The sequence below is a fragment of the Streptomyces sp. NPDC058525 genome, assembly GCF_042719495.1.
GTDB lineage: Bacteria > Actinomycetota > Actinomycetes > Streptomycetales > Streptomycetaceae > Streptomyces.
The window spans coordinates 1-17,160 of sequence record NZ_JBHXNP010000075.1 but is presented as its reverse complement, the minus strand read 5'-3'; the positions used below and the strand labels follow the sequence as shown (position 1 = coordinate 17,160).

General features: G+C 69.4%; 15 protein-coding genes. 7 read left to right on the top strand and 8 right to left on the bottom strand.

Features of this window, described 5'->3' with window-relative positions; genetic code table 11:
- Positions 1-4 precede the first annotated feature (4 nt).
- Positions 5-1,390, bottom strand: a complete 1,386-nt coding sequence (locus ACFWP3_RS29060) for a serine hydrolase domain-containing protein (protein WP_384226764.1) — start codon at positions 1,388-1,390, stop codon at positions 5-7.
- A 9-nt stretch (positions 1,391-1,399) separates the two neighbouring features.
- Positions 1,400-2,872 carry a replicative DNA helicase gene (gene dnaB, locus ACFWP3_RS29055; protein ID WP_384226822.1) on the bottom strand — a complete coding sequence of 491 codons (1,473 nt, stop codon included), beginning with the start codon at positions 2,870-2,872 and terminating at the stop codon, positions 1,400-1,402.
- A gap of 442 nt (positions 2,873-3,314) precedes the next feature.
- Between dnaB and ACFWP3_RS29050 the strand changes: the two genes are divergently transcribed.
- The gene (locus ACFWP3_RS29050) at positions 3,315-4,652 is read left to right on the top strand and encodes an MATE family efflux transporter (RefSeq protein ID WP_384226761.1); all 1,338 of its coding nucleotides are present in this window, start codon (positions 3,315-3,317) and stop codon (positions 4,650-4,652) included.
- Between the two features lie 113 nt (positions 4,653-4,765).
- On the opposite strand, the gene rplI is transcribed toward ACFWP3_RS29050, so the two are convergent.
- The 4 genes from rplI to rpsF form a co-directional block, all read right to left on the bottom strand.
- Positions 4,766-5,212 carry a 50S ribosomal protein L9 gene (gene rplI / locus ACFWP3_RS29045; protein ID WP_030008386.1) on the bottom strand — a complete coding sequence of 149 codons (447 nt, stop codon included), beginning with the start codon at positions 5,210-5,212 and terminating at the stop codon, positions 4,766-4,768.
- 18 nt (positions 5,213-5,230) lie between these two features.
- Positions 5,231-5,467, bottom strand: a complete 237-nt coding sequence (rpsR, locus tag ACFWP3_RS29040) for a 30S ribosomal protein S18 (RefSeq protein ID WP_005315025.1) — start codon at positions 5,465-5,467, stop codon at positions 5,231-5,233.
- Between the two features lie 43 nt (positions 5,468-5,510).
- A complete protein-coding gene (locus ACFWP3_RS29035; RefSeq protein ID WP_384226758.1) occupies positions 5,511-6,113 on the bottom strand; it encodes a single-stranded DNA-binding protein in 603 nt (200 codons plus the stop codon).
- A gap of 73 nt (positions 6,114-6,186) precedes the next feature.
- Positions 6,187-6,477, bottom strand: a complete 291-nt coding sequence (gene rpsF / locus ACFWP3_RS29030) for a 30S ribosomal protein S6 (RefSeq protein WP_004950685.1) — start codon at positions 6,475-6,477, stop codon at positions 6,187-6,189.
- A gap of 249 nt (positions 6,478-6,726) precedes the next feature.
- Here rpsF and ACFWP3_RS29025 point away from each other — a divergent pair, with 249 nt between their 5' ends.
- The 3 genes from ACFWP3_RS29025 (at position 6,727) to ACFWP3_RS29015 (ending at position 9,394) form a co-directional block, all read left to right on the top strand.
- Positions 6,727-7,050, top strand: coding sequence for a hypothetical protein (locus ACFWP3_RS29025; protein ID WP_384226756.1), 324 nt, complete (start codon positions 6,727-6,729; stop codon positions 7,048-7,050).
- Between the two features lie 132 nt (positions 7,051-7,182).
- On the top strand, positions 7,183-8,301 hold the full coding sequence (locus ACFWP3_RS29020; RefSeq protein WP_361750171.1) for a peptidoglycan bridge formation glycyltransferase FemA/FemB family protein: 1,119 nt from the start codon (positions 7,183-7,185) through the stop codon (positions 8,299-8,301).
- 61 nt (positions 8,302-8,362) lie between these two features.
- On the top strand, positions 8,363-9,394 hold the full coding sequence (locus tag ACFWP3_RS29015; RefSeq protein ID WP_384226753.1) for an alanine racemase: 1,032 nt from the start codon (positions 8,363-8,365) through the stop codon (positions 9,392-9,394).
- A 46-nt stretch (positions 9,395-9,440) separates the two neighbouring features.
- On the opposite strand, the gene ACFWP3_RS29010 is transcribed toward ACFWP3_RS29015, so the two are convergent.
- On the bottom strand, positions 9,441-10,901 hold the full coding sequence (locus ACFWP3_RS29010; protein WP_384226752.1) for a glycosyltransferase family 87 protein: 1,461 nt from the start codon (positions 10,899-10,901) through the stop codon (positions 9,441-9,443).
- 89 nt (positions 10,902-10,990) lie between these two features.
- The gene (locus ACFWP3_RS29005; protein WP_384226750.1) at positions 10,991-13,618 is read right to left on the bottom strand and encodes a transglycosylase domain-containing protein; all 2,628 of its coding nucleotides are present in this window, start codon (positions 13,616-13,618) and stop codon (positions 10,991-10,993) included.
- Between the two features lie 294 nt (positions 13,619-13,912).
- Between ACFWP3_RS29005 and ACFWP3_RS29000 the strand changes: the two genes are divergently transcribed.
- From ACFWP3_RS29000 to ACFWP3_RS28990, 3 genes are all read left to right on the top strand, one after another.
- Positions 13,913-14,515, top strand: coding sequence for a helix-turn-helix transcriptional regulator (locus ACFWP3_RS29000; RefSeq protein WP_384226748.1), 603 nt, complete (start codon positions 13,913-13,915; stop codon positions 14,513-14,515).
- A 49-nt stretch (positions 14,516-14,564) separates the two neighbouring features.
- Positions 14,565-15,647 (top strand): inositol-3-phosphate synthase, encoded by a 1,083-nt coding sequence (locus tag ACFWP3_RS28995; RefSeq protein ID WP_030225220.1) that lies wholly within the window; start codon positions 14,565-14,567, stop codon positions 15,645-15,647.
- Between the two features lie 106 nt (positions 15,648-15,753).
- Positions 15,754-17,022: an MFS transporter gene (locus ACFWP3_RS28990; RefSeq protein WP_384226744.1), complete on the top strand. Its 1,269-nt coding sequence runs from the start codon at positions 15,754-15,756 to the stop codon at positions 17,020-17,022.
- Positions 17,023-17,160 lie beyond the last annotated feature (138 nt).

The following is a 17,160-nucleotide window of genomic DNA, read 5'->3' as shown; positions in this document are numbered from 1 at the left end:
GCCGTCAGCCGATGCCCCGCCAGCCCTGCGGGTCCACTCCGCCGGGCACCGGGGCCTCGGCGTCGTACGGCTCCCGCGTGAACACGAAGGACGCCAGGTCGAGGTGGCTCACCGAGCCGTCGGCGCGCCGCACCGCCCGCAGCGTCTCCCCCGCGTAGTACCCGGACAGGCCCGTCCACGTGCCGTCCGGCTCCGCCCGGAAGCGCGCGGAACGGCCGGTCCCGCCCACCGGTCCCAGCTCCAGGGATCCGTCCGCCTTCAGCCGCACCACCTGGGCCGAAGTCCCCCAGTACCAGGGCCCGCACACCTCCAGCGGCACCTGGTCGGCCTCCGTGAACGGCCGCCACGGCCGCGGGAAGCGCGGCTCGGCGTCCGCGACGACCGCCAGCAGATCCGCGGCCACCGACGCGGCCGGCAGACCCGAGGTGCAGTTCGCCAGCACCACCGCCGCCAGGTCGTCCGCCTCGCTCAGCCACAGCCCGGCGACGAACCCCGGCAGCGATCCGCTGTGCCCCGCGAGCCGGCGCCCGCCCTGGGCCATCAGCTGCATTCCCAGCCCGTAGCCGGACTCTGCGAGCCCCGGCTCGGGCGGCGCGGCCGAGGTGCGCATCTCCCGTACCGAATCGGCGGCCAGCACCCGCTCGTCCCCGCGCAGCAGGAAGTCCGCGAACCTCGCCAAGTCCCTTGTCGTGGACCACAGCTGACCTGCCGGAGCCATCAGCCCCAGGTCCTCCAGAGGCTCGGGCATCATCAGGTCCGCCCACGGGTGCACCGCCCAGCCGCCCGCGTGCGGGGCCTGCGGCGACCCGCTCGTCCGGTCCAGCCCCAGCGGCTCCAGCACCTCGGTCCGCAGGACCTCTTCCCACGGCTTCCCGCGCAGCGCCTCGATCAGCGAACCCAGCAGCGTGTAACCGGGGTTGGAGTAGTGGTGCCTGCTTCCGGGCGAGTGCCGAAGCGGCTCGTCCCCCAGCACGTCGGCCAGCTCGGGCCGCAGCGCACCGGGAGTGCGCTCCCACCACTCGCCGGGCGTCTCCGCCGCCAGACCCCCTGTGTGGGCCAGCAGTTGGGCGATGGTCACCTCGCCCACGCCGGTACCAAGCAGATGCTTCTCCAGCGGGTCCGCGAGCCCCAGCAGACCCTCGTCCCTCAGCCGCATCACCAGAACGGCGGTGAACGTCTTGGTGATCGACCCGATCCGGTACTGGACGTTCCCGTCCGGGCCGTGGCCCTCCACCGAGGTCCGGGAGCCCTCCCAGACCACCTCCCCGCCCCGCACGACGGCCGCCACGACGGACGGAGCCCGGCCCTCGCTCTGCGCGACGGCGATCCGGTGGCGCAGCGCGCGCCGGGTGGCAGGGAGAAGTTCCAGGTCCTCAGAGAGCTCATCCATGATCGGATGCTACGTGTTGGCCATGTCCACGAACCGCGAATAATGGCCCTGGAAGGCGACGGTGATCGTCGCCGTGGGGCCGTTACGGTGCTTCGCCACGATCAGGTCCGCCTCGCCCGCGCGCGGGGACTCCTTCTCGTACGCGTCCTCGCGGTGCAGCAGGATCACCATGTCCGCGTCCTGCTCGATGGAGCCCGACTCACGCAGGTCGGAGACCATGGGCTTCTTGTCGGTGCGCTGCTCCGGACCACGGTTCAGCTGGGACAGCGCGATCACCGGGACCTCGAGCTCCTTCGCCAGCAGCTTGAGGTTTCGGGACATGTCCGAGACCTCCTGCTGACGGCTCTCGGGACGGCGCGAGCCGCCCGACTGCATCAGCTGGAGGTAGTCGATGACCACGAGTGAGAGGTCGTTGCGCTGCTTGAGCCGACGGCACTTGGCCCGGATCTCCATCATCGACAGGTTGGGGGAGTCGTCGATGTAGAGCGGGGCGGCGGACACGTCCGGCATGCGCCGGGCGAGCCGGGTCCAGTCGTCGTCCGTCATCGTGCCCGAGCGCATGTGGTGCAGGGCCACGCGGGCCTCCGCCGAGAGCAGGCGCATCGCGATCTCGTTGCGCCCCATTTCGAGGGAGAAGATCACGCTCGGCAGGTTGCTCTTGATGGAGCAGGCGCGCGCGAAGTCCAGTGCGAGCGTGGACTTTCCCATGGCGGGACGGGCAGCGATGACGATCATCTGGCCGGGGTGCAGGCCGTTGGTCAGCGAATCGAGGTCGGTGAAGCCGGTCGGCACACCGGACATCTGGCCGCTGCGCGAGCCGATCGCCTCGATCTCGTCGAGGGCGCCCTCCATGATGTCGCCGAGCGGCAGGTAGTCCTCGGAGGTCCGCTGCTCGGTGACCGCGTAGATCTCGGCCTGGGCGCTGTTGACGATCTCGTCGACGTCCCCGTCGGCCGCGTAGCCCATCTGCGTGATCTTCGTACCGGCCGCGACCAGGCGGCGCAGGACGGCCCGCTCGTGGACGATCTCCGCGTAGTACTCGGCGTTCGCCGCGGTCGGGACCGACTGCACCAGGGTGTGCAGGTACGAGGCCCCGCCGACCTTGCCGATCTCCCCGCGCCGGGTCAGCTCGGCGCCGACGGTGATCGGGTCGGCCGGCTCTCCCTTGGCGTAGAGGTCGAGGATGGCCTGGTAGATCGTCTCGTGCGAGGGCCGGTAGAAGTCGTGGCCCTTGAGCACCTCGACGACGTCGGCGATCGCGTCCTTGGACAGCAGCATGCCGCCGAGCACCGACTGCTCGGCGTCGAGGTCCTGCGGGGGGACGCGCTCGAAGCCGCCGCCGCCGTCCCAGGAGCCGCCCTCGCGGCCCCGGTCCTGCTGGTCGTCGCCGCGGCCGCGGCCCTCGCCGTTGCGGCGGGGACGGGGCGGCAGACGGTCACCTGGACCGCTGTCGGCCCAGGGGTCGTCCATGGGCTCGGACATGCTCACCGGGCCGCCTCCTCCCGTCCGCAACGCGGACCTCGCCGTGCCACTCTTTTTCTACGACACGGCTCTGACATTTGGGGCACCCGAATCGGCTGTCGGCGAGTCGGGCAACGCACCACGGTAGGGCCGACGGCGGCGTCAGCCAATCTTGTTATCCACAGGCTGTGTGGATGAGATGTGGACGACGGCGCCAATGCTGTGGGTAAGTCCCCGGAAGCTGTGCACGGACCGGGGGACGACGCTGTGGACAAAATCACCTACCCCACCCCTCCACCCCATCTGACCTGCGATTTTCTTGCCGGATCAGACCTGTGCGGAAAAATCTTGGCCACTGTCTCAAGATCGCCTCCAATGGGTGGGGAGGAACCTGCAAGTCAGCGCCTTGGTAAGGATCCAAAGAGGGTTGTATCCATTACCTGTGGAAGATTAGATTGAGCACATGACACAGGCCCCCGCAGCACCGAAGGCTGCGCCGAGACGGCACGACCGAGAGATCTTCGCACTCGCCGTCCCCGCCTTCGGCGCGCTCGTCGCCGAGCCCCTCTTCGTGATGGCCGACAGCGCCATCGTCGGGCACCTCGGGACGCCCCAGCTGGCCGGCCTGGGTATCGCCGCGGCTCTCCTCACCACCGCCGTGAGCGTCTTCGTCTTCCTCGCCTACGCCACCACCGCGGCCGTCTCCCGCAGGGTCGGAGCGGGCGACCTCCAGGCAGCCATCCGGCAGGGCATGGACGGCATCTGGCTCGCCCTCCTGCTCGGCGCGGCGGTCATCGCCGTGGTCCTGCCCACCGCCCCCTGGCTCATCTCCCTCTTCGGGGCCTCCGACACGGTCGCCCCGTACGCCATCACCTATCTGAGGATCTCCGCCTTCGGCATCCCGGCCATGCTCGTGGTCCTGGCCGCCACCGGCGTCCTGCGCGGCCTCCAGGACACCCGTACGCCGCTCTACGTCGCCGTCGCGGGCTTCGCCCTCAACGGGGCCCTGAACGTCCTCCTCGTCTACGGTGCGGACCTCGGCATCGCCGGTTCCGCCTGGGGCACGGTGATCGCCCAGTGCGCCATGGCCGCCGCCTACCTCGTCGTGGTCGTCCGCGGGGCCCGGCGGCACGAGGCCTCCCTGCGACCCGACCTCGCGGGGATCCGGGCCTGTGCACAGGCGGGCGCCCCCCTGCTGGTCCGCACCCTCTCCCTGCGCGCCGTCCTGATGATCGCGACCGCCGTGGCCGCCCGCCTCGGCGACGCCGACATCGCCGCCCACCAGATCCTGCTGTCCCTGTGGAGCCTGCTCGCCTTCGCCCTGGACGCCATCGCGATCGCCGGGCAGGCGATCATCGGCCGCTACCTGGGCGCGGGCGACACCGAGGGGGCCAAGGCCGTGTGCCGCCGCATGGTGCAGTGGGGGATCGTGTCGGGGATCGTGCTCGGGCTGCTGGTCGTCCTGGCGCGCCCCGTGTTCATTCCGCTGTTCACCAGCGACCCGGCGGTCGAGGACGCCCTGCTGCCCGCACTGCTGGTCGTCGCGCTCTCCCAGCCCGTCTCCGGCATCGTCTTCGTTCTCGACGGGGTCCTGATGGGCGCGGGCGACGGCCGCTACCTGGCCCGGGCGATGCTCGTGACACTGGCCGTGTTCACCCCGGCGGCGCTGCTGGTGCCGGCGGTGGGAGGCGGCCTGACGACGCTCTGGTGGGCCATGACGCTGATGATGCTGGTCCGGATGGTCACCCTCCAGCTGCGCACCCGCTCGGGCCGGTGGCTGGTCGCGGGAGCGACCCGCTAGACCGATGTTTCACGTGAAACACAGCTCGGACACCGCGCATGTTTCACGTGAAACATCGCCCGACGACGAAGGGCCGCACCCCAACGGGGTGCGGCCCTTCGTGTACGCAGCCCTTAGGCGGCGACGACCTCGATGCCCACGTTCGCGGCCACGTCGGCGTGCAGACGCACGGAGACCTGGTACGAACCGAGGGTCTTGATCGGGGAGCCCAGCTCCACGCGGCGCTTGTCGACCTTCGGGCCGCCCGAGGACTCGATCGCCGTGGCGATGTCGGCCGGGGTAACGGAACCGAAGAGACGACCGGCGTCACCCGCACGGGTGGCCAGACGGACCTTCACGCCCTCGAGCTTGGCCTTGACCTCGTTGGCCTGCTCGATGGTCGCGATCTCGTGGATCTTGCGGGCGCGGCGGATCTGCGCCACGTCCTTCTCGCCACCCTTGGTCCAGCGGATCGCGAAACCACGCGGGACCAGGTAGTTGCGAGCGTAACCGTCCTTGACGTCGACGACATCGCCGGCGGCACCGAGGCCAGAAACCTCGTGGGTCAGGATGATCTTCATTAGTCGGTCACCCTTTCCTTATCGCGCGGTGGACGTGTAGGGCAGCAGCGCCATCTCACGGCTGTTCTTCACGGCCGTGGCGACGTCACGCTGGTGCTGCGTGCAGTTGCCGGTAACGCGGCGGGCACGGATCTTGCCGCGGTCGGAAATGAACTTCCGCAGCATGTTCGTGTCCTTGTAGTCCACGTACGCGGTCTTGTCCTTGCAGAACGCGCAGACCTTCTTCTTAGGCTTGCGCACAGGCGGCTTCGCCATTGTGTCTCTCCTGTGTGATCAAGAAGTTTGGATGCGAGCTGCCCTAGAAGGGCGGCTCGTCCGAGTAGCCACCGCCGGAGCCGCCGGAGCTTCCGCCCCAGCCGCCACCGCCGCCGCCCTGCTGCTGCTGGCCGCCGGCAGGCGCGCTGGACGCCCACGGGTCGTCGGAGGGAGCTCCGCCGCCCTGCGGGGCGCCGCCGCTGGGGGCTCCGCCCCAGCCACCGCCGCCGCCCTGCTGCTGCTGACCGCCACCGCCGCCGTATCCACCCTGGCCACCGCGACCGGTGGTCTTGGCGACCTTGGCCGTGGCGTTCTTCAGGCTGGGGCCGACTTCCTCGACGTCCAGCTCGTAGACCGTGCGCTTGACACCCTCACGGTCCTCGTACGACCGCTGCCTCAGCCGGCCCTGCACGATGACGCGCATGCCCCGCTGGAGGGACTCGGCGACGTTCTCCGCCGCCTGCCGCCACACCGAGCAGGTCAGGAACAGGCTCTCGCCGTCCTTCCACTCATTGGTCTGGCGGTCGAAGGTGCGGGGGGTGGACGCGACACGGAACTTCGCGACCGCCGCACCCGAGGGGGTGAAGCGCAGCTCGGGGTCGTCGACGAGATTGCCGACGACCGTGATGACGGTCTCGCCTGCCATGGATGAACCTCTCGGCGGGGATTGCTGCTGGGGCTGCTGTGCTACTCGATCCCGATTACCGCTGAACCGAAGTTCAGTGGGTCTCGGGGCGAAGGACCTTGGTCCGGAGAACCGACTCGTTCAGGTTCATCTGTCGGTCAAGCTCCTTGACGACCGCAGGCTCGGCCTGAAGGTCGATGACCGAGTAGATGCCCTCGGGCTTCTTCTTGATCTCGTAAGCGAGACGACGACGGCCCCAGGTGTCGACCTTCTCGACCTTTCCGTTGCCCTCACGGACGACGGAGAGGAAGTTCTCGATCAGCGGGGAGACAGCGCGCTCCTCGAGATCGGGGTCGAGGATGACCATCACTTCGTAGTGACGCATGTGGAACCCACCTCCTTTGGACTCAGCGGCCACGGTCGTTCCGTGGCAGGAGGGTCGTGATGCGTGCGCACGGTGTCCGAGAGCAGACACCGCGCAGCTGTACAGACTACCTCCTCGACTCCTTCCGGTTGAAATCCGGCGGCAGGGGGCCACAATCTGTATCCATCGGGTGTGCTCGGTGCTATGCCCCCGGCCCCTGCCGGAGGAGGCCCCGCAGCGCCGCTCTGCTCAGCCAGGAGGTGCCTTCCGATGGCACAGGCCATGCGACCCCAGTCCTCACCCCCGCCGATCTCGCTCTTCTCGACCGACGGCAAGCCCCATCCGCTGCAGGACGCCCTGATGGCGGCCACTCTGGTCCTCGGCGCCGTGGCGTTCATCACGGCGTTCTTCCACAACCTGCACCTGCTCAGCTCGTGGACCGGGCTGATCGGGATCCTCACCGGCGCGTACGGACAGTTCATCTCCGTCACGACACGCGAGCGCTTCGCGCTGATCATCGGCCTTGGCGCATCGGCCTTCGGCTTCTTCCTCGGCATGGCGCACGGCGGCCTCTTCGGCGGCTGGCTGGGCTGACCGGGGTACCTCCGCGACAGGAGCGCCGCTCACCCGGGCCCGGGCCCACGGCCCGTCCCCCAGATGGGTGGCGCCCCTGTCGCAGTAGGCTTCGCGCCATAGCCAGCGAAGCCGCCGGAGGAGACACCCCGCATGAGCCTGTCCCTGAGCACCATCAGCCGAGAGCAGCATCTGGCCTACCTCCAGAGCCTGCCTTCGGCTAGCCACTGCCAGGTCCCGGCATGGGCCGACGTCAAGAACGAGTGGCGTTCGGAGAACCTCGGCTGGTTCGACAAGTCCGGCGAACTCGTCGGGGTGGCGCTGGTGTTGTACCGCCAGCTGCCCAAGGTGAAGCGGTACCTCGCGTACCTCCCCGAGGGCCCGGTCATCAACTGGTACGCCCCGAATCTGGAGGAGTGGATCCAGCCGATGCTGGCCCACCTCAAGAACCAGGGCGCCTTCACCGTGAAGATGGGCCCGCCCGTCGTCATCCGCCGCTGGAACTCCGCCGCCATCAAGGCCGGAATCCAGGACCCCGACGTCAAGCGCCTGCGCGACGTGGAGGCCTCGGTCATCGAGCCGCGCGCCTTCGAGGTGTCCGACAAGCTGCGCCGCATGGGCTGGCAGCAGGCCGAGGACGGCGGCGCCGGATTCGGCGACGTCCAGCCCCGGTACGTCTTCCAGGTGCCGCTGGCCAACCGCTCGCTGGACGACGTCCTCAAGGGCTTCAACCAGCTGTGGCGCCGCAACATCAAGAAGGCCGAGAAGGCCGGCGTCGAGGTGGTCCAGGGCGGCTACGAGGACCTGCCGACCTGGCAGCACCTGTACGAGATCACGGCCGAGCGCGACAAGTTCCGCCCGCGCCCGCTCAGCTACTTCCAGCGCCAGTGGACGGCCCTCAACTCCGAGGACCCCAACCGGATGCGGCTGTACATCGCCAAGCACGAGGGGGAGCCGCTGGCCGCCGCCACGATGCTCACCGTCGGCCAGCACGTCTGGTACTCGTACGGCGCATCCGCCAACCACAAGCGCGAGGTGCGCCCGTCCAACGCGATGCAGTGGCGCATGCTGCGCGACTCGTACGCACTGGGCGCGAGCGTCTACGACCTGCGCGGCATCTCTGACACGCTGGACGAGAACGACCACCTGTTCGGACTGATCCAGTTCAAGGTCGGCACGGGCGGCGAGGCCGTCGAGTACGTCGGCGAGTGGGACTTCCCGCTCAACAAGGTGCTGCACAAGGCGCTCGACATCTACATGTCGCGTCGCTGACCCACCCCACCACCCACGCACCGCTGCACCCGCAGCTTTTCAGGAGAGGTTCCGGACGGGCATGGCGCTCACGCTCTACGTCGACACCGCGCGCTGGCGTGCGCACCAGAAGCAGATCCAGGACCAGTTCCCCGGGATGATCCCGGTCTGCAAGGGCAACGGGTACGGCTTCGGCCACGAGCGCCTGTGCGAGGAGGCGACCCGGATGGGCGCCGACGTACTGGCCGTGGGCACGACGTACGAGGCCGCCAGCATCAAGGACTGGTTCGGCGGCGACCTGCTCGTCCTCACCCCCTTCCGGCGGGGCGAGGACCCGGTGCCGCTGCCCGACCGGGTCATCCGCTCGGTGGCCTCGCTGGACGGGGTCCGCGGTCTGGTCGGCGCCCGGGTGGTCATCGAGTGCATGAGCTCGATGCGCCGCCACGGCATCTCCGAGCAGGACCTGGGCCAGCTGCACGCGGCGATCGAGGACGTGCGGCTGGAGGGCTTCGCCCTGCACCTGCCGCTGGACCGCCCGGACGGCTCGGACGCCGTCGAGGAGGTCATCGGCTGGATGGACCGGCTGCGCGCGGCCCGTCTGCCGCTGCACACCATGTTCGTCAGCCACCTGCGGGCGGAGGAACTGGCCCGCCTCCAGCAGCAGTTCCCGCAGACCCGCTTCCGTGCGCGGATCGGCACCCGGCTGTGGCTGGGCGACCACGACGCGACGGAGTACCGCGGCGCGGTCCTGGACGTCACGCGCGTGGCCAAGGGCGACCGCTTCGGCTACCGCCAGCAGAAGGCCGCCTCCGACGGCTGGCTGGTCGTCGTGGCCGGCGGTACCTCGCACGGAGTGGGACTGGAGGCCCCCAAGGCCCTGCACGGCGTAATGCCGCGTGCCAAGGGAGTCGCCCGGGCCGGCCTGGCGACGGTCAACCGCAACCTGTCGCCCTTCGTGTGGGCGGGCAAGCAGCGCTGGTTCGCGGAGCCACCGCACATGCAGGTGTCGATCCTGTTCGTGCCGTCGGACTCGACCGAGCCCAAGGTCGGCGACGAGCTCGTGGCACACCTGCGCCACACCACCACGCAGTTCGACCGGGTGCTCGACGCCTGACTCCGTCCGCCCGCCGGCCGGTCACCGACCGGCCGGCGCGTCCGGGTCAGACCTTGGAGTCCGTACCCCAGTCGACCCGCTGTCCGTCCGAGGGCGTCGCGTACCGCGGCGCCCTCGCCGCGTCCGACAGCACGAACACGTCCTCGGCCTCGTCCAGGACCCCGCCCGAGGGGTCGTCCGAACCGTCCCGGCGCACGACGTCCCGTTCGGGCATCAGGATGTCGCGGACGATGACCGCGCACAGGTAGAGGGTCCCCAGCAGATGGGCCGCGATCGCCAGCTGGTAGCCCTCCGTGGGCAGCCCCTGGTGCTTGTCCCCGCTGCTCGTGTAGGCCAGGTAGAACCAGATCCCGAAGAAGTACGCGACCTCGGTGGCCTGCCAGATCAGGAAGTCCCGCCAGCGCGGCCGGGCCAGCGCCGCGAGCGGGATGAGCCACAGGACGTACTGCGGCGAGTAGACCTTGTTGGCCAGGATGAAGGCGGCGACGACCAGGAAGGCCAGCTGGGCGAAGCGGGGCCGGCGCGGGGCGGTCAGGGTGAGCAGGCCGATGGCCCCGCAGAGCAGGAGCGTCAGCCCGGTCGCGTACGTGTTGGCGCCGTCCAGGGGGTTGCCCGAGCGCTGGGAGATCAGCAGCCACACGGAGCCGAAGTCGATGGGCCGTTCCTGGCTGAAGGTGTAGAACTTCGTCCAGCCCTCCCAGGCCCCGGCCATGACCGGCAGGTTCACCAGGAGCCAGGACCCGGCCGCGCCGAGGACCGCGCCCCCGAAGGCCCGCCACTTCCCGGCCCGCCAGCAGAGCACGAACAGCACCCCGAGCAGCAGCACCGGGTAGAGCTTCGCCGCGGTGGCCAGGCCGATGAGGACGCCGAAGAGCACCGTCCGGCCGCGGGACCACATGAGCATTCCGGCGGCGGTCAGGGCGATGGCCAGCAGATCCCAGTTGATCGTCGCGGTGAGCGCGAAGGCCGGCGCGAGGGCGAAGAGCAGGGCGTCCCAGGGGCGGCGGCGGTGGGTCCGGGCGACGCACACGGCGATGACGGCGGCGCAGGCCATCAGCATGCCCGCGTTGACCATCCAGTACATCTGTTCGCGGTGCTGCATGGAGCCGCTGCCGGGCGTCAGCCAGGAGGCGATCTCCATGAAGAGCCCGGTGAGCACCGGGTACTCCAGGTACTCCATGTCGCCGGGGAGGCGGTCGAAGTACGGGGTCAGGTTGTCGGCGAAGCCGCGTACCGCGTAGAGGTGCGGGATGTCGGAGTAGCAGGCGTGGGTGTACTGGGAGGCCGCTCCGCGGAACCACGCCCAGTCGTAGCAGGGCAGTTTCTGCACCATGCCCAGCGCGAACATGCCGATGGCTAGCAGGGCCACCACGCGGACGGGCCCCAGCCAGTGGCCGCCGAGCCGGGCGTGCCGGCCGATGGGGCCCCCGAGGAACTCACTGCCCGCTGCGGAGACCTCGTCCTGCTGGGTGGGCAGTACGGGGCTGTCCTCGTGCACCTTCGTCATGGGGCTCATCCTGCCGTACCGGGCCGGGCATGGGGGAAGGCCGCCGCACGAGGTGCGACGGCCTTCCCCGAGCCGGTGGACGGGTCCGGTCAGTCCTCGGCCGTCCCGGTGGGCCAGCCCGTGCTGCCGCCCGGGCGGCCCGGCCTGCCGGTGGTCGTCGGCGACGGAGATCCGCTGGGACCCCCGATGATTCCGCCGTCGTTGCCTCCGTTGGCTCCTCCGTTGGCTCCGCCGTTCGCGCCCCCGTTGGCGTTCCCGCCGTTGGTGGCCGGGTCGCAGTACAGCTCCCACGGCTTGCAGGACGGCTTGCCGCCCTTCGTCGGGGTCGGGGACACCGGCGGCGGGCTGCTCGACGGCGAGGTCGAGGGCGACGTGGACGGCGACACGGGGGCCGAGGGGGTCGGGGAGGGAGCGCCCGCCGAGTCGGCGACCACACCGAGCTCCTCGGCCTCCGGGAACTTCGTGACCGGGGCGCCCTTGAGCGCCTCGCGCATGTACTCGGTCCAGATGACGGCCGGGATGTCACCACCGTGGATGGAGTCGGTGCCGCCCACGCCGTTCATGGACTGCAGCTCCTTGTCCTTCGAATTGGGGTTGGAGCGGAAGAGGACCACCGAGGTGGACAGCTCCGGGGTGTAGCCGACGAACCAGGCCGACTTGTTCTCGTCGGTGGTACCGGTCTTGCCCGCGGCGGGCCGGCCCAGCTTCTTGGCCTTGGTGCCGGTGCCGTTCTGGATGACGTTCTCCAGGACCTTGGTGACGTTGTCCGCGACGGCGTTGTCCATGGCCCGCTGGGCCGTGGGGGCCTCGAACCCGGCCACCTTGTCGCCGTTCTTCTTGACCTCGGTCACGGAGAACGGCTCGCGGTGCATGCCGGAGGCGGCGAACGTGGCGTACGAGTCGGCCATCCGGATGGCGCTGGGGGTCGAGGTGCCCAGTGCGAAGGAGGCGTCGTTGTTCGGGTTCATCGACTCGTCGAGGATGCCCGTGGACTTGGCCACGTTGCGCACCTTCTCGTGGCCGACGTCGAAGACGAGCTGGGCGAACGGGACGTTGATGGACTTCTCCATCGCCTCGGTGAGGGTCACGTAGCCGTAGGGGGTGGGGCTCTCGTTCTTCTGCTTGAACGGGTTCCCGGAGGCGTCGCGCAGCGGCTTGCCCTCACGGTTGTTGATCACGCTGAGGTCGTTGGCCTGGTACTTGCTGTCGACCGAGATGCCCTGGCCCTTGGAGTTCTGGGTGCCGTACTCCATCGCCGCCGCCAGCACGTACGGCTTCCAGGTCGAGCCGACCGGGACACCGCTGGTGTTGGCGTTGTTGCTGAAGTACTTCTGGTCCCAGCCCGGCCCGCCGTAGATCGCGACGATCTTCCCGGTCTTCACGTCCACGGAAGAGGCGCCGAACTGCACGAACGTGTCGAACTCCGGTCGCTTCTTCTCGTCGAGGAACTCGTTGCGGGTGTCCTCGACGGCCTTGGCCAGGGCGTCGACCTTCGGCTTCTCGAAGGTGGTCCTGATCGTGTAGCCGCCCAGGGCCATCTGCTCGGCGGTGATGTGCGCGGTCTTCATCACGTACGCCTTGGCCGTGTCGACCAGGTAGCCGATCTGGCCGGTCATGCCGCGGGCCTGCTCCGACTCGATGCGGGCGGGGAACTCGGCGTCCGTGTACTTCGCGCGCTCGGCCTTGTCCATCCGGCCGACCTCGACCTCGCGGTCGAGCACCCAGGCCCAGCGCTTCCTGGCCCGCTGCTCGTTGAGGGCGGGGGTGGCGGCCGCGCCGATGCCGCCGTCCGGATTGTACAGGTTGGGGCCCTTGAGCACGGAGGCCAGGAAGGCGCTCTCGGCGGGGTTGAGGTCCTTGCAGTCCTTGCCGAAGTAGGCGCGGGCCGCGGCCTGGATGCCGTAGGCGTCGCGGCCGTAGTAGGCGGTGTTGAGGTAGCCCGCGAGGACCGTGTCCTTCTCCTCGGAGACACCCAGCCTTATGGCGATGAAGAGCTCGGTGACCTTCCGCTTGAGCGTCTGGTCGGAGTCCAGGTAGGTGTTCTTCACGTACTGCTGGGTGATCGTCGAGCCGCCCTGGGTGGAGCCGCCGGTGGCCATGTTCCACACGGCACGGCCGATGCCCATCGGGTCGACGCCCTTGTCCGTCTCGAAGGACTCGTTCTCCGCGGCGATCACGGCGTCCCTCATGGTCCGGGGGATGTCCGAGATGGGGACGATCTGGCGGTTCATCGAACCGCCGGTCGCCACCATCTGGGTGCCGTCCGCCCATTCGAAGACGTTGTTCTGGGCCTGGGCCGCCTTGTGCGGGTCGGGTGTGCTCACCATGGCGATGCCGATGCCCGCTCCGGCGGTGATGACCGCGAAGAAGCCCAGTGCCGTGCCGGACACCAGTTTCCAGGAGGGCACGAAGCGCTTCCAGCCGTCCCGGTCGGACCGCGGGTAGTTGACGAGGCGCTTGTCCGGGAGCCCGGATGCGCCGCGGGCGGCGCGGCCGGAGCCTCTGCCGCGGCCGCCGGCGGTTCCTCTCTGGGCGGCGCGGCGGGCCTCGGCGCGGCTGCCGTGCGCGGAGGGTTCCGCGTACGGGCCGCTGGGCGAGGCGGTGGGGACGTCGCGTCCGGATCCGGCGCCCCGGCCGGGACGCTGCTGGGCAGCCCGGCGAGCCGCGGCTCGCCCACCACCTTGGGGCTGCGACGGTTTGCGGCGGTGCTCGCTCATCGAACGACTACTCCTCGGGCAGGCGAGTGGCCTGGAAGCGGCAGGTGAATTCCGGTTCCCCCGGTGTCCTGGCGCACAGACTACGCACGCTCAAAACCCGACCAGTGCCGAAGTTCACCCCAAATCAGGCAACTTGCATCGTACGAATTGGTGATGTGACGCCGGTCACCACGTCATCGCTTGTCGCCGGACGCGCACCGTTCTATCGTCTGGATGTATCGAGTCGATACATCAGCTCGGTATAAAGACTCAGGGCCCCGAGCTCGGAGTCGGAGTCGGAGGAGAGGCAGGCGGATGAGCAGGCGCTCAGGCATCCTCGAATTCGCCGTCCTCGGCCTGCTTCGCGAATCCCCCATGCACGGGTACGAGCTGCGCAAGCGGCTCAACACCTCGCTCGGGGTGTTCAGGGCCTTCAGCTACGGGACGCTCTATCCCTGCCTCAAGACGCTCGTCGCCAACGGCTGGTTGATCGAAGAGCCGGGCAACGCCCCGGAAGACGCGATCGCCGCTTCACTCGCAGGGCGGCGCGCCAAGATCGTCTACCGGTTGACGGCCGCGGGCAAGGAGCACTTCGAGGAGCTCCTCTCCCACACGGGACCCGACACCTGGGAGGACGAGTCCTTCGCCGCCCGCTTCGCCTTCTTCGGCCAGACCGAACGAGACGTGCGCATGCGGGTACTGGAGGGCCGCCGCAGCCGGCTGGAGGAGCGCCTGGAGAAGATGCGCGCCTCACTGGCCCGCACGCGGGAACGCCTCGACGACTACACGCTCGAGCTGCAGCGGCACGGCATGGAGTCCGTGGAGCGCGAAGTGCGCTGGCTGAACGAGCTCATCGAGAGCGAGCGGGCGGGACGGGATCGGAGACGACCCGGTCCGTCCGACGAAACTGAAAAATGAGGCCTGCATCTCGCAGACCTCGTCCGAGAACAAACAGGGAGCAACCGGAATGGGTTCGGTTCGCGTAGCCATCGTCGGCGTAGGCAACTGCGCCGCCTCGCTGGTGCAGGGCGTCGAGTACTACAAGGACGCCGACCCGGCGGCCAAGGTCCCCGGTCTGATGCACGTCCAGTTCGGCGACTACCACGTGCGTGACATCGAGTTCGTCGCCGCGTTCGACGTCGACGCGAAGAAGGTCGGCCTCGACCTTTCGGACGCCATCGGCGCCAGCGAGAACAACACCATCAAGATCTGCGACGTCCCGAACGCCGGTGTGACGGTCCAGCGCGGCCACACCCTGGACGGCCTGGGCAAGTACTACCGCCTGACGATCGAGGAGTCCGCCGAGGCTCCGGTCGACGTGGTCCAGGTCCTCAAGGACCGCCAGGTCGACGTCCTGATCTGCTACCTGCCCGTGGGCTCCGAGGACGCGGCGAAGTTCTACGCGCAGTGCGCCATCGACGCCAAGGTCGCCTTCGTCAACGCCCTCCCGGTCTTCATCGCCGGCACCAAGGAGTGGGCCGACAAGTTCACCGAGGCCGGTGTCCCGATCGTCGGCGACGACATCAAGTCGCAGGTCGGCGCCACCATCACGCACCGCGTGATGGCGAAGCTGTTCGAGGACCGCGGTGTCCGTCTCGAGCGCACCATGCAGCTCAACGTCGGCGGCAACATGGACTTCAAGAACATGCTCGAGCGCGACCGCCTCGAGTCGAAGAAGATCTCCAAGACGCAGGCCGTCACCTCGCAGATCCCCGACCGTGAGCTCGGCGAGAAGAACGTCCACATCGGCCCGTCCGACTACGTCGCGTGGCTCGACGACCGCAAGTGGGCCTACGTCCGCCTCGAGGGCCGCGCGTTCGGCGACGTCCCGCTGAACCTCGAGTACAAGCTCGAGGTGTGGGACTCCCCGAACTCCGCCGGTGTCATCATCGACGCCCTGCGCGCCGCGAAGATCGCCAAGGACCGCGGTGTCGGCGGCCCGATCCTGTCGGCGTCCAGCTACTTCATGAAGTCGCCGCCGGTGCAGTACTTCGACGACGAGGCCTACGCGAACGTCGAGAAGTTCATCAAGGGCGAGGTCGAGCGCTAGTCGAGCCCCTGGGGTCCGTGAGGACACCTGGACTTCGGCTGTTCTTCCGCGGAGGGTCCCCGGGAAATATGCCCGGGGACCCTCCGCGTATGTGACCCTTGCCCTCATGCCTGTCGTACGTGATCTGCGCGTACTCCTGCGCCTCAGGGACTTCCGCAACCTGCTCGCCGTACGGCTGCTCTCCCAGGCGGCGGACGGCGTCTACCAGGTCGCGCTCGCCACCTACGTCGTGTTCTCCCCCGAGAAACAGACCTCGCCGGCGGCCATCGCCTCGGCCATGGCGGTACTCCTGCTGCCGTACTCGGCGATCGGCCCCTTCGCCGGGGTGCTGCTCGACCGCTGGCGGCGCCGCCAGGTCTTCCTCTACGGCAACCTGCTGCGGGCCTTCCTCGCCTGCGTCACCGGCATGCTGATCGTCGCCCAGGTCCCCGACTGGCTGTTCTACGCGTCGGCGCTGTCCGTGACCGCCGTCAACCGCTTCGTCCTGGCCGGGCTGTCCGCATCCCTGCCCCGGGTCGTCGGTCCCGGCCAGCTGGTCACCGCGAACGCCCTGTCGCCGACCGCGGGCACCCTCGCGGCGACCGCGGGCGGGGGACTGGCCTTCCTCGTCCGGCTGCTGGCCGACGACGCCGACGCCCTCGTGGTCCTGCTCGGGGCCGGCCTCTACCTGACCGCCGCCCTCGCCTCCCTGCGCCTGGCCATCGGCCTCCTGGGGCCCGACCACCCCCCTGGCGTGCTCCACCCGTCGGTCGCCGAGGGCGCCGCCCTCACGGTCCGGGGCATGGCCGAGGGCCTGCGCCATCTCGCCTCGCGCCGGGAAGCGGCCAGGGCGCTCACCGCGATGACCACGATGCGGTTCTGCTACGGGGCGCTGTTCGTCATGCTGCTCATGCTCTGCCGCTACGCGTGGTCGGAGAACGAGGCCGACGGACTGGCCCTCCTGGGGATCGCGGTCGGCGTCTCGGGGGCCGGGTTCTTCACGGCCGCCGTCGTCACTCCCTGGCTGGTGGGCCGGCTGGGGGCGCTGGGCTGGATCACCGCCTGTTCGGCGGGCGCCGCGGTGCTGGTCCCGGCCCTCGGCCTGTTCTTCGCCCCCGGGCCGATGCTGGCCGCCGCGTTCGTCCTCGGCCTCGCCACCCAGGGCGCCAAGATCTCCACCGACACGGTCGTGCAGTCCCGGGTGGACGACGACTACCGCGGCCGCGTCTTCTCCGTCTACGACGTGCTCTTCAACGTCGCCTTCGTCGGCGCCGCGGCGGTGGCCTCCCTCATGCTCCCCACCGACGGGCAGTCCGTCCCGCTGATCCTCTGTGTGGCCGCCCTCTACGCCATCACCGCCGCGCTGCTGGGCCGACAGAGGCGATGTTTCACGTGAAACATCGCCGCGAGAGCCACGGGGAACCCAGGGAACCACGCGGGGGGGGGGGGTGGTGGGGTTAAAAAAAACCCCCCCCGCCCGCGGGAGCCCGGGGGCGGCCCCCCCACCCACAGAGATGAATGATTAAAAAAAACA

Excerpts from the sequence above, each read along its gene's own strand:
- ACFWP3_RS29060 (WP_384226764.1), bottom strand. The coding sequence starts at position 1,390 with ATGGATGAGCTCTCTGAGGACCTGGAACTTCTCCCTGCCACCCGGCGC.
- ACFWP3_RS29015 (WP_384226753.1), top strand. The coding sequence starts at position 8,363 with ATGGCGCTCACGCTCTACGTCGACACCGCGCGCTGGCGTGCGCACCAG.
- ACFWP3_RS29010 (WP_384226752.1), bottom strand. The coding sequence starts at position 10,901 with ATGACGAAGGTGCACGAGGACAGCCCCGTACTGCCCACCCAGCAGGAC.
- rplI (WP_030008386.1), bottom strand. The coding sequence starts at position 5,212 with ATGAAGATCATCCTGACCCACGAGGTTTCTGGCCTCGGTGCCGCCGGC.
- ACFWP3_RS29025 (WP_384226756.1), top strand. The coding sequence starts at position 6,727 with ATGGCACAGGCCATGCGACCCCAGTCCTCACCCCCGCCGATCTCGCTC.
- rpsR (WP_005315025.1), bottom strand. The coding sequence starts at position 5,467 with ATGGCGAAGCCGCCTGTGCGCAAGCCTAAGAAGAAGGTCTGCGCGTTC.
- rpsF (WP_004950685.1), bottom strand. The coding sequence starts at position 6,477 with ATGCGTCACTACGAAGTGATGGTCATCCTCGACCCCGATCTCGAGGAG.
- dnaB (WP_384226822.1), bottom strand. The coding sequence starts at position 2,872 with ATGTCCGAGCCCATGGACGACCCCTGGGCCGACAGCGGTCCAGGTGAC.
- ACFWP3_RS28990 (WP_384226744.1), top strand. The coding sequence starts at position 15,754 with ATGCCTGTCGTACGTGATCTGCGCGTACTCCTGCGCCTCAGGGACTTC.
- ACFWP3_RS28995 (WP_030225220.1), top strand. The coding sequence starts at position 14,565 with ATGGGTTCGGTTCGCGTAGCCATCGTCGGCGTAGGCAACTGCGCCGCC.
- ACFWP3_RS29035 (WP_384226758.1), bottom strand. The coding sequence starts at position 6,113 with ATGGCAGGCGAGACCGTCATCACGGTCGTCGGCAATCTCGTCGACGAC.
- ACFWP3_RS29020 (WP_361750171.1), top strand. The coding sequence starts at position 7,183 with ATGAGCCTGTCCCTGAGCACCATCAGCCGAGAGCAGCATCTGGCCTAC.
- ACFWP3_RS29005 (WP_384226750.1), bottom strand. The coding sequence starts at position 13,618 with ATGAGCGAGCACCGCCGCAAACCGTCGCAGCCCCAAGGTGGTGGGCGA.
- ACFWP3_RS29000 (WP_384226748.1), top strand. The coding sequence starts at position 13,913 with ATGAGCAGGCGCTCAGGCATCCTCGAATTCGCCGTCCTCGGCCTGCTT.
- ACFWP3_RS29050 (WP_384226761.1), top strand. The coding sequence starts at position 3,315 with ATGACACAGGCCCCCGCAGCACCGAAGGCTGCGCCGAGACGGCACGAC.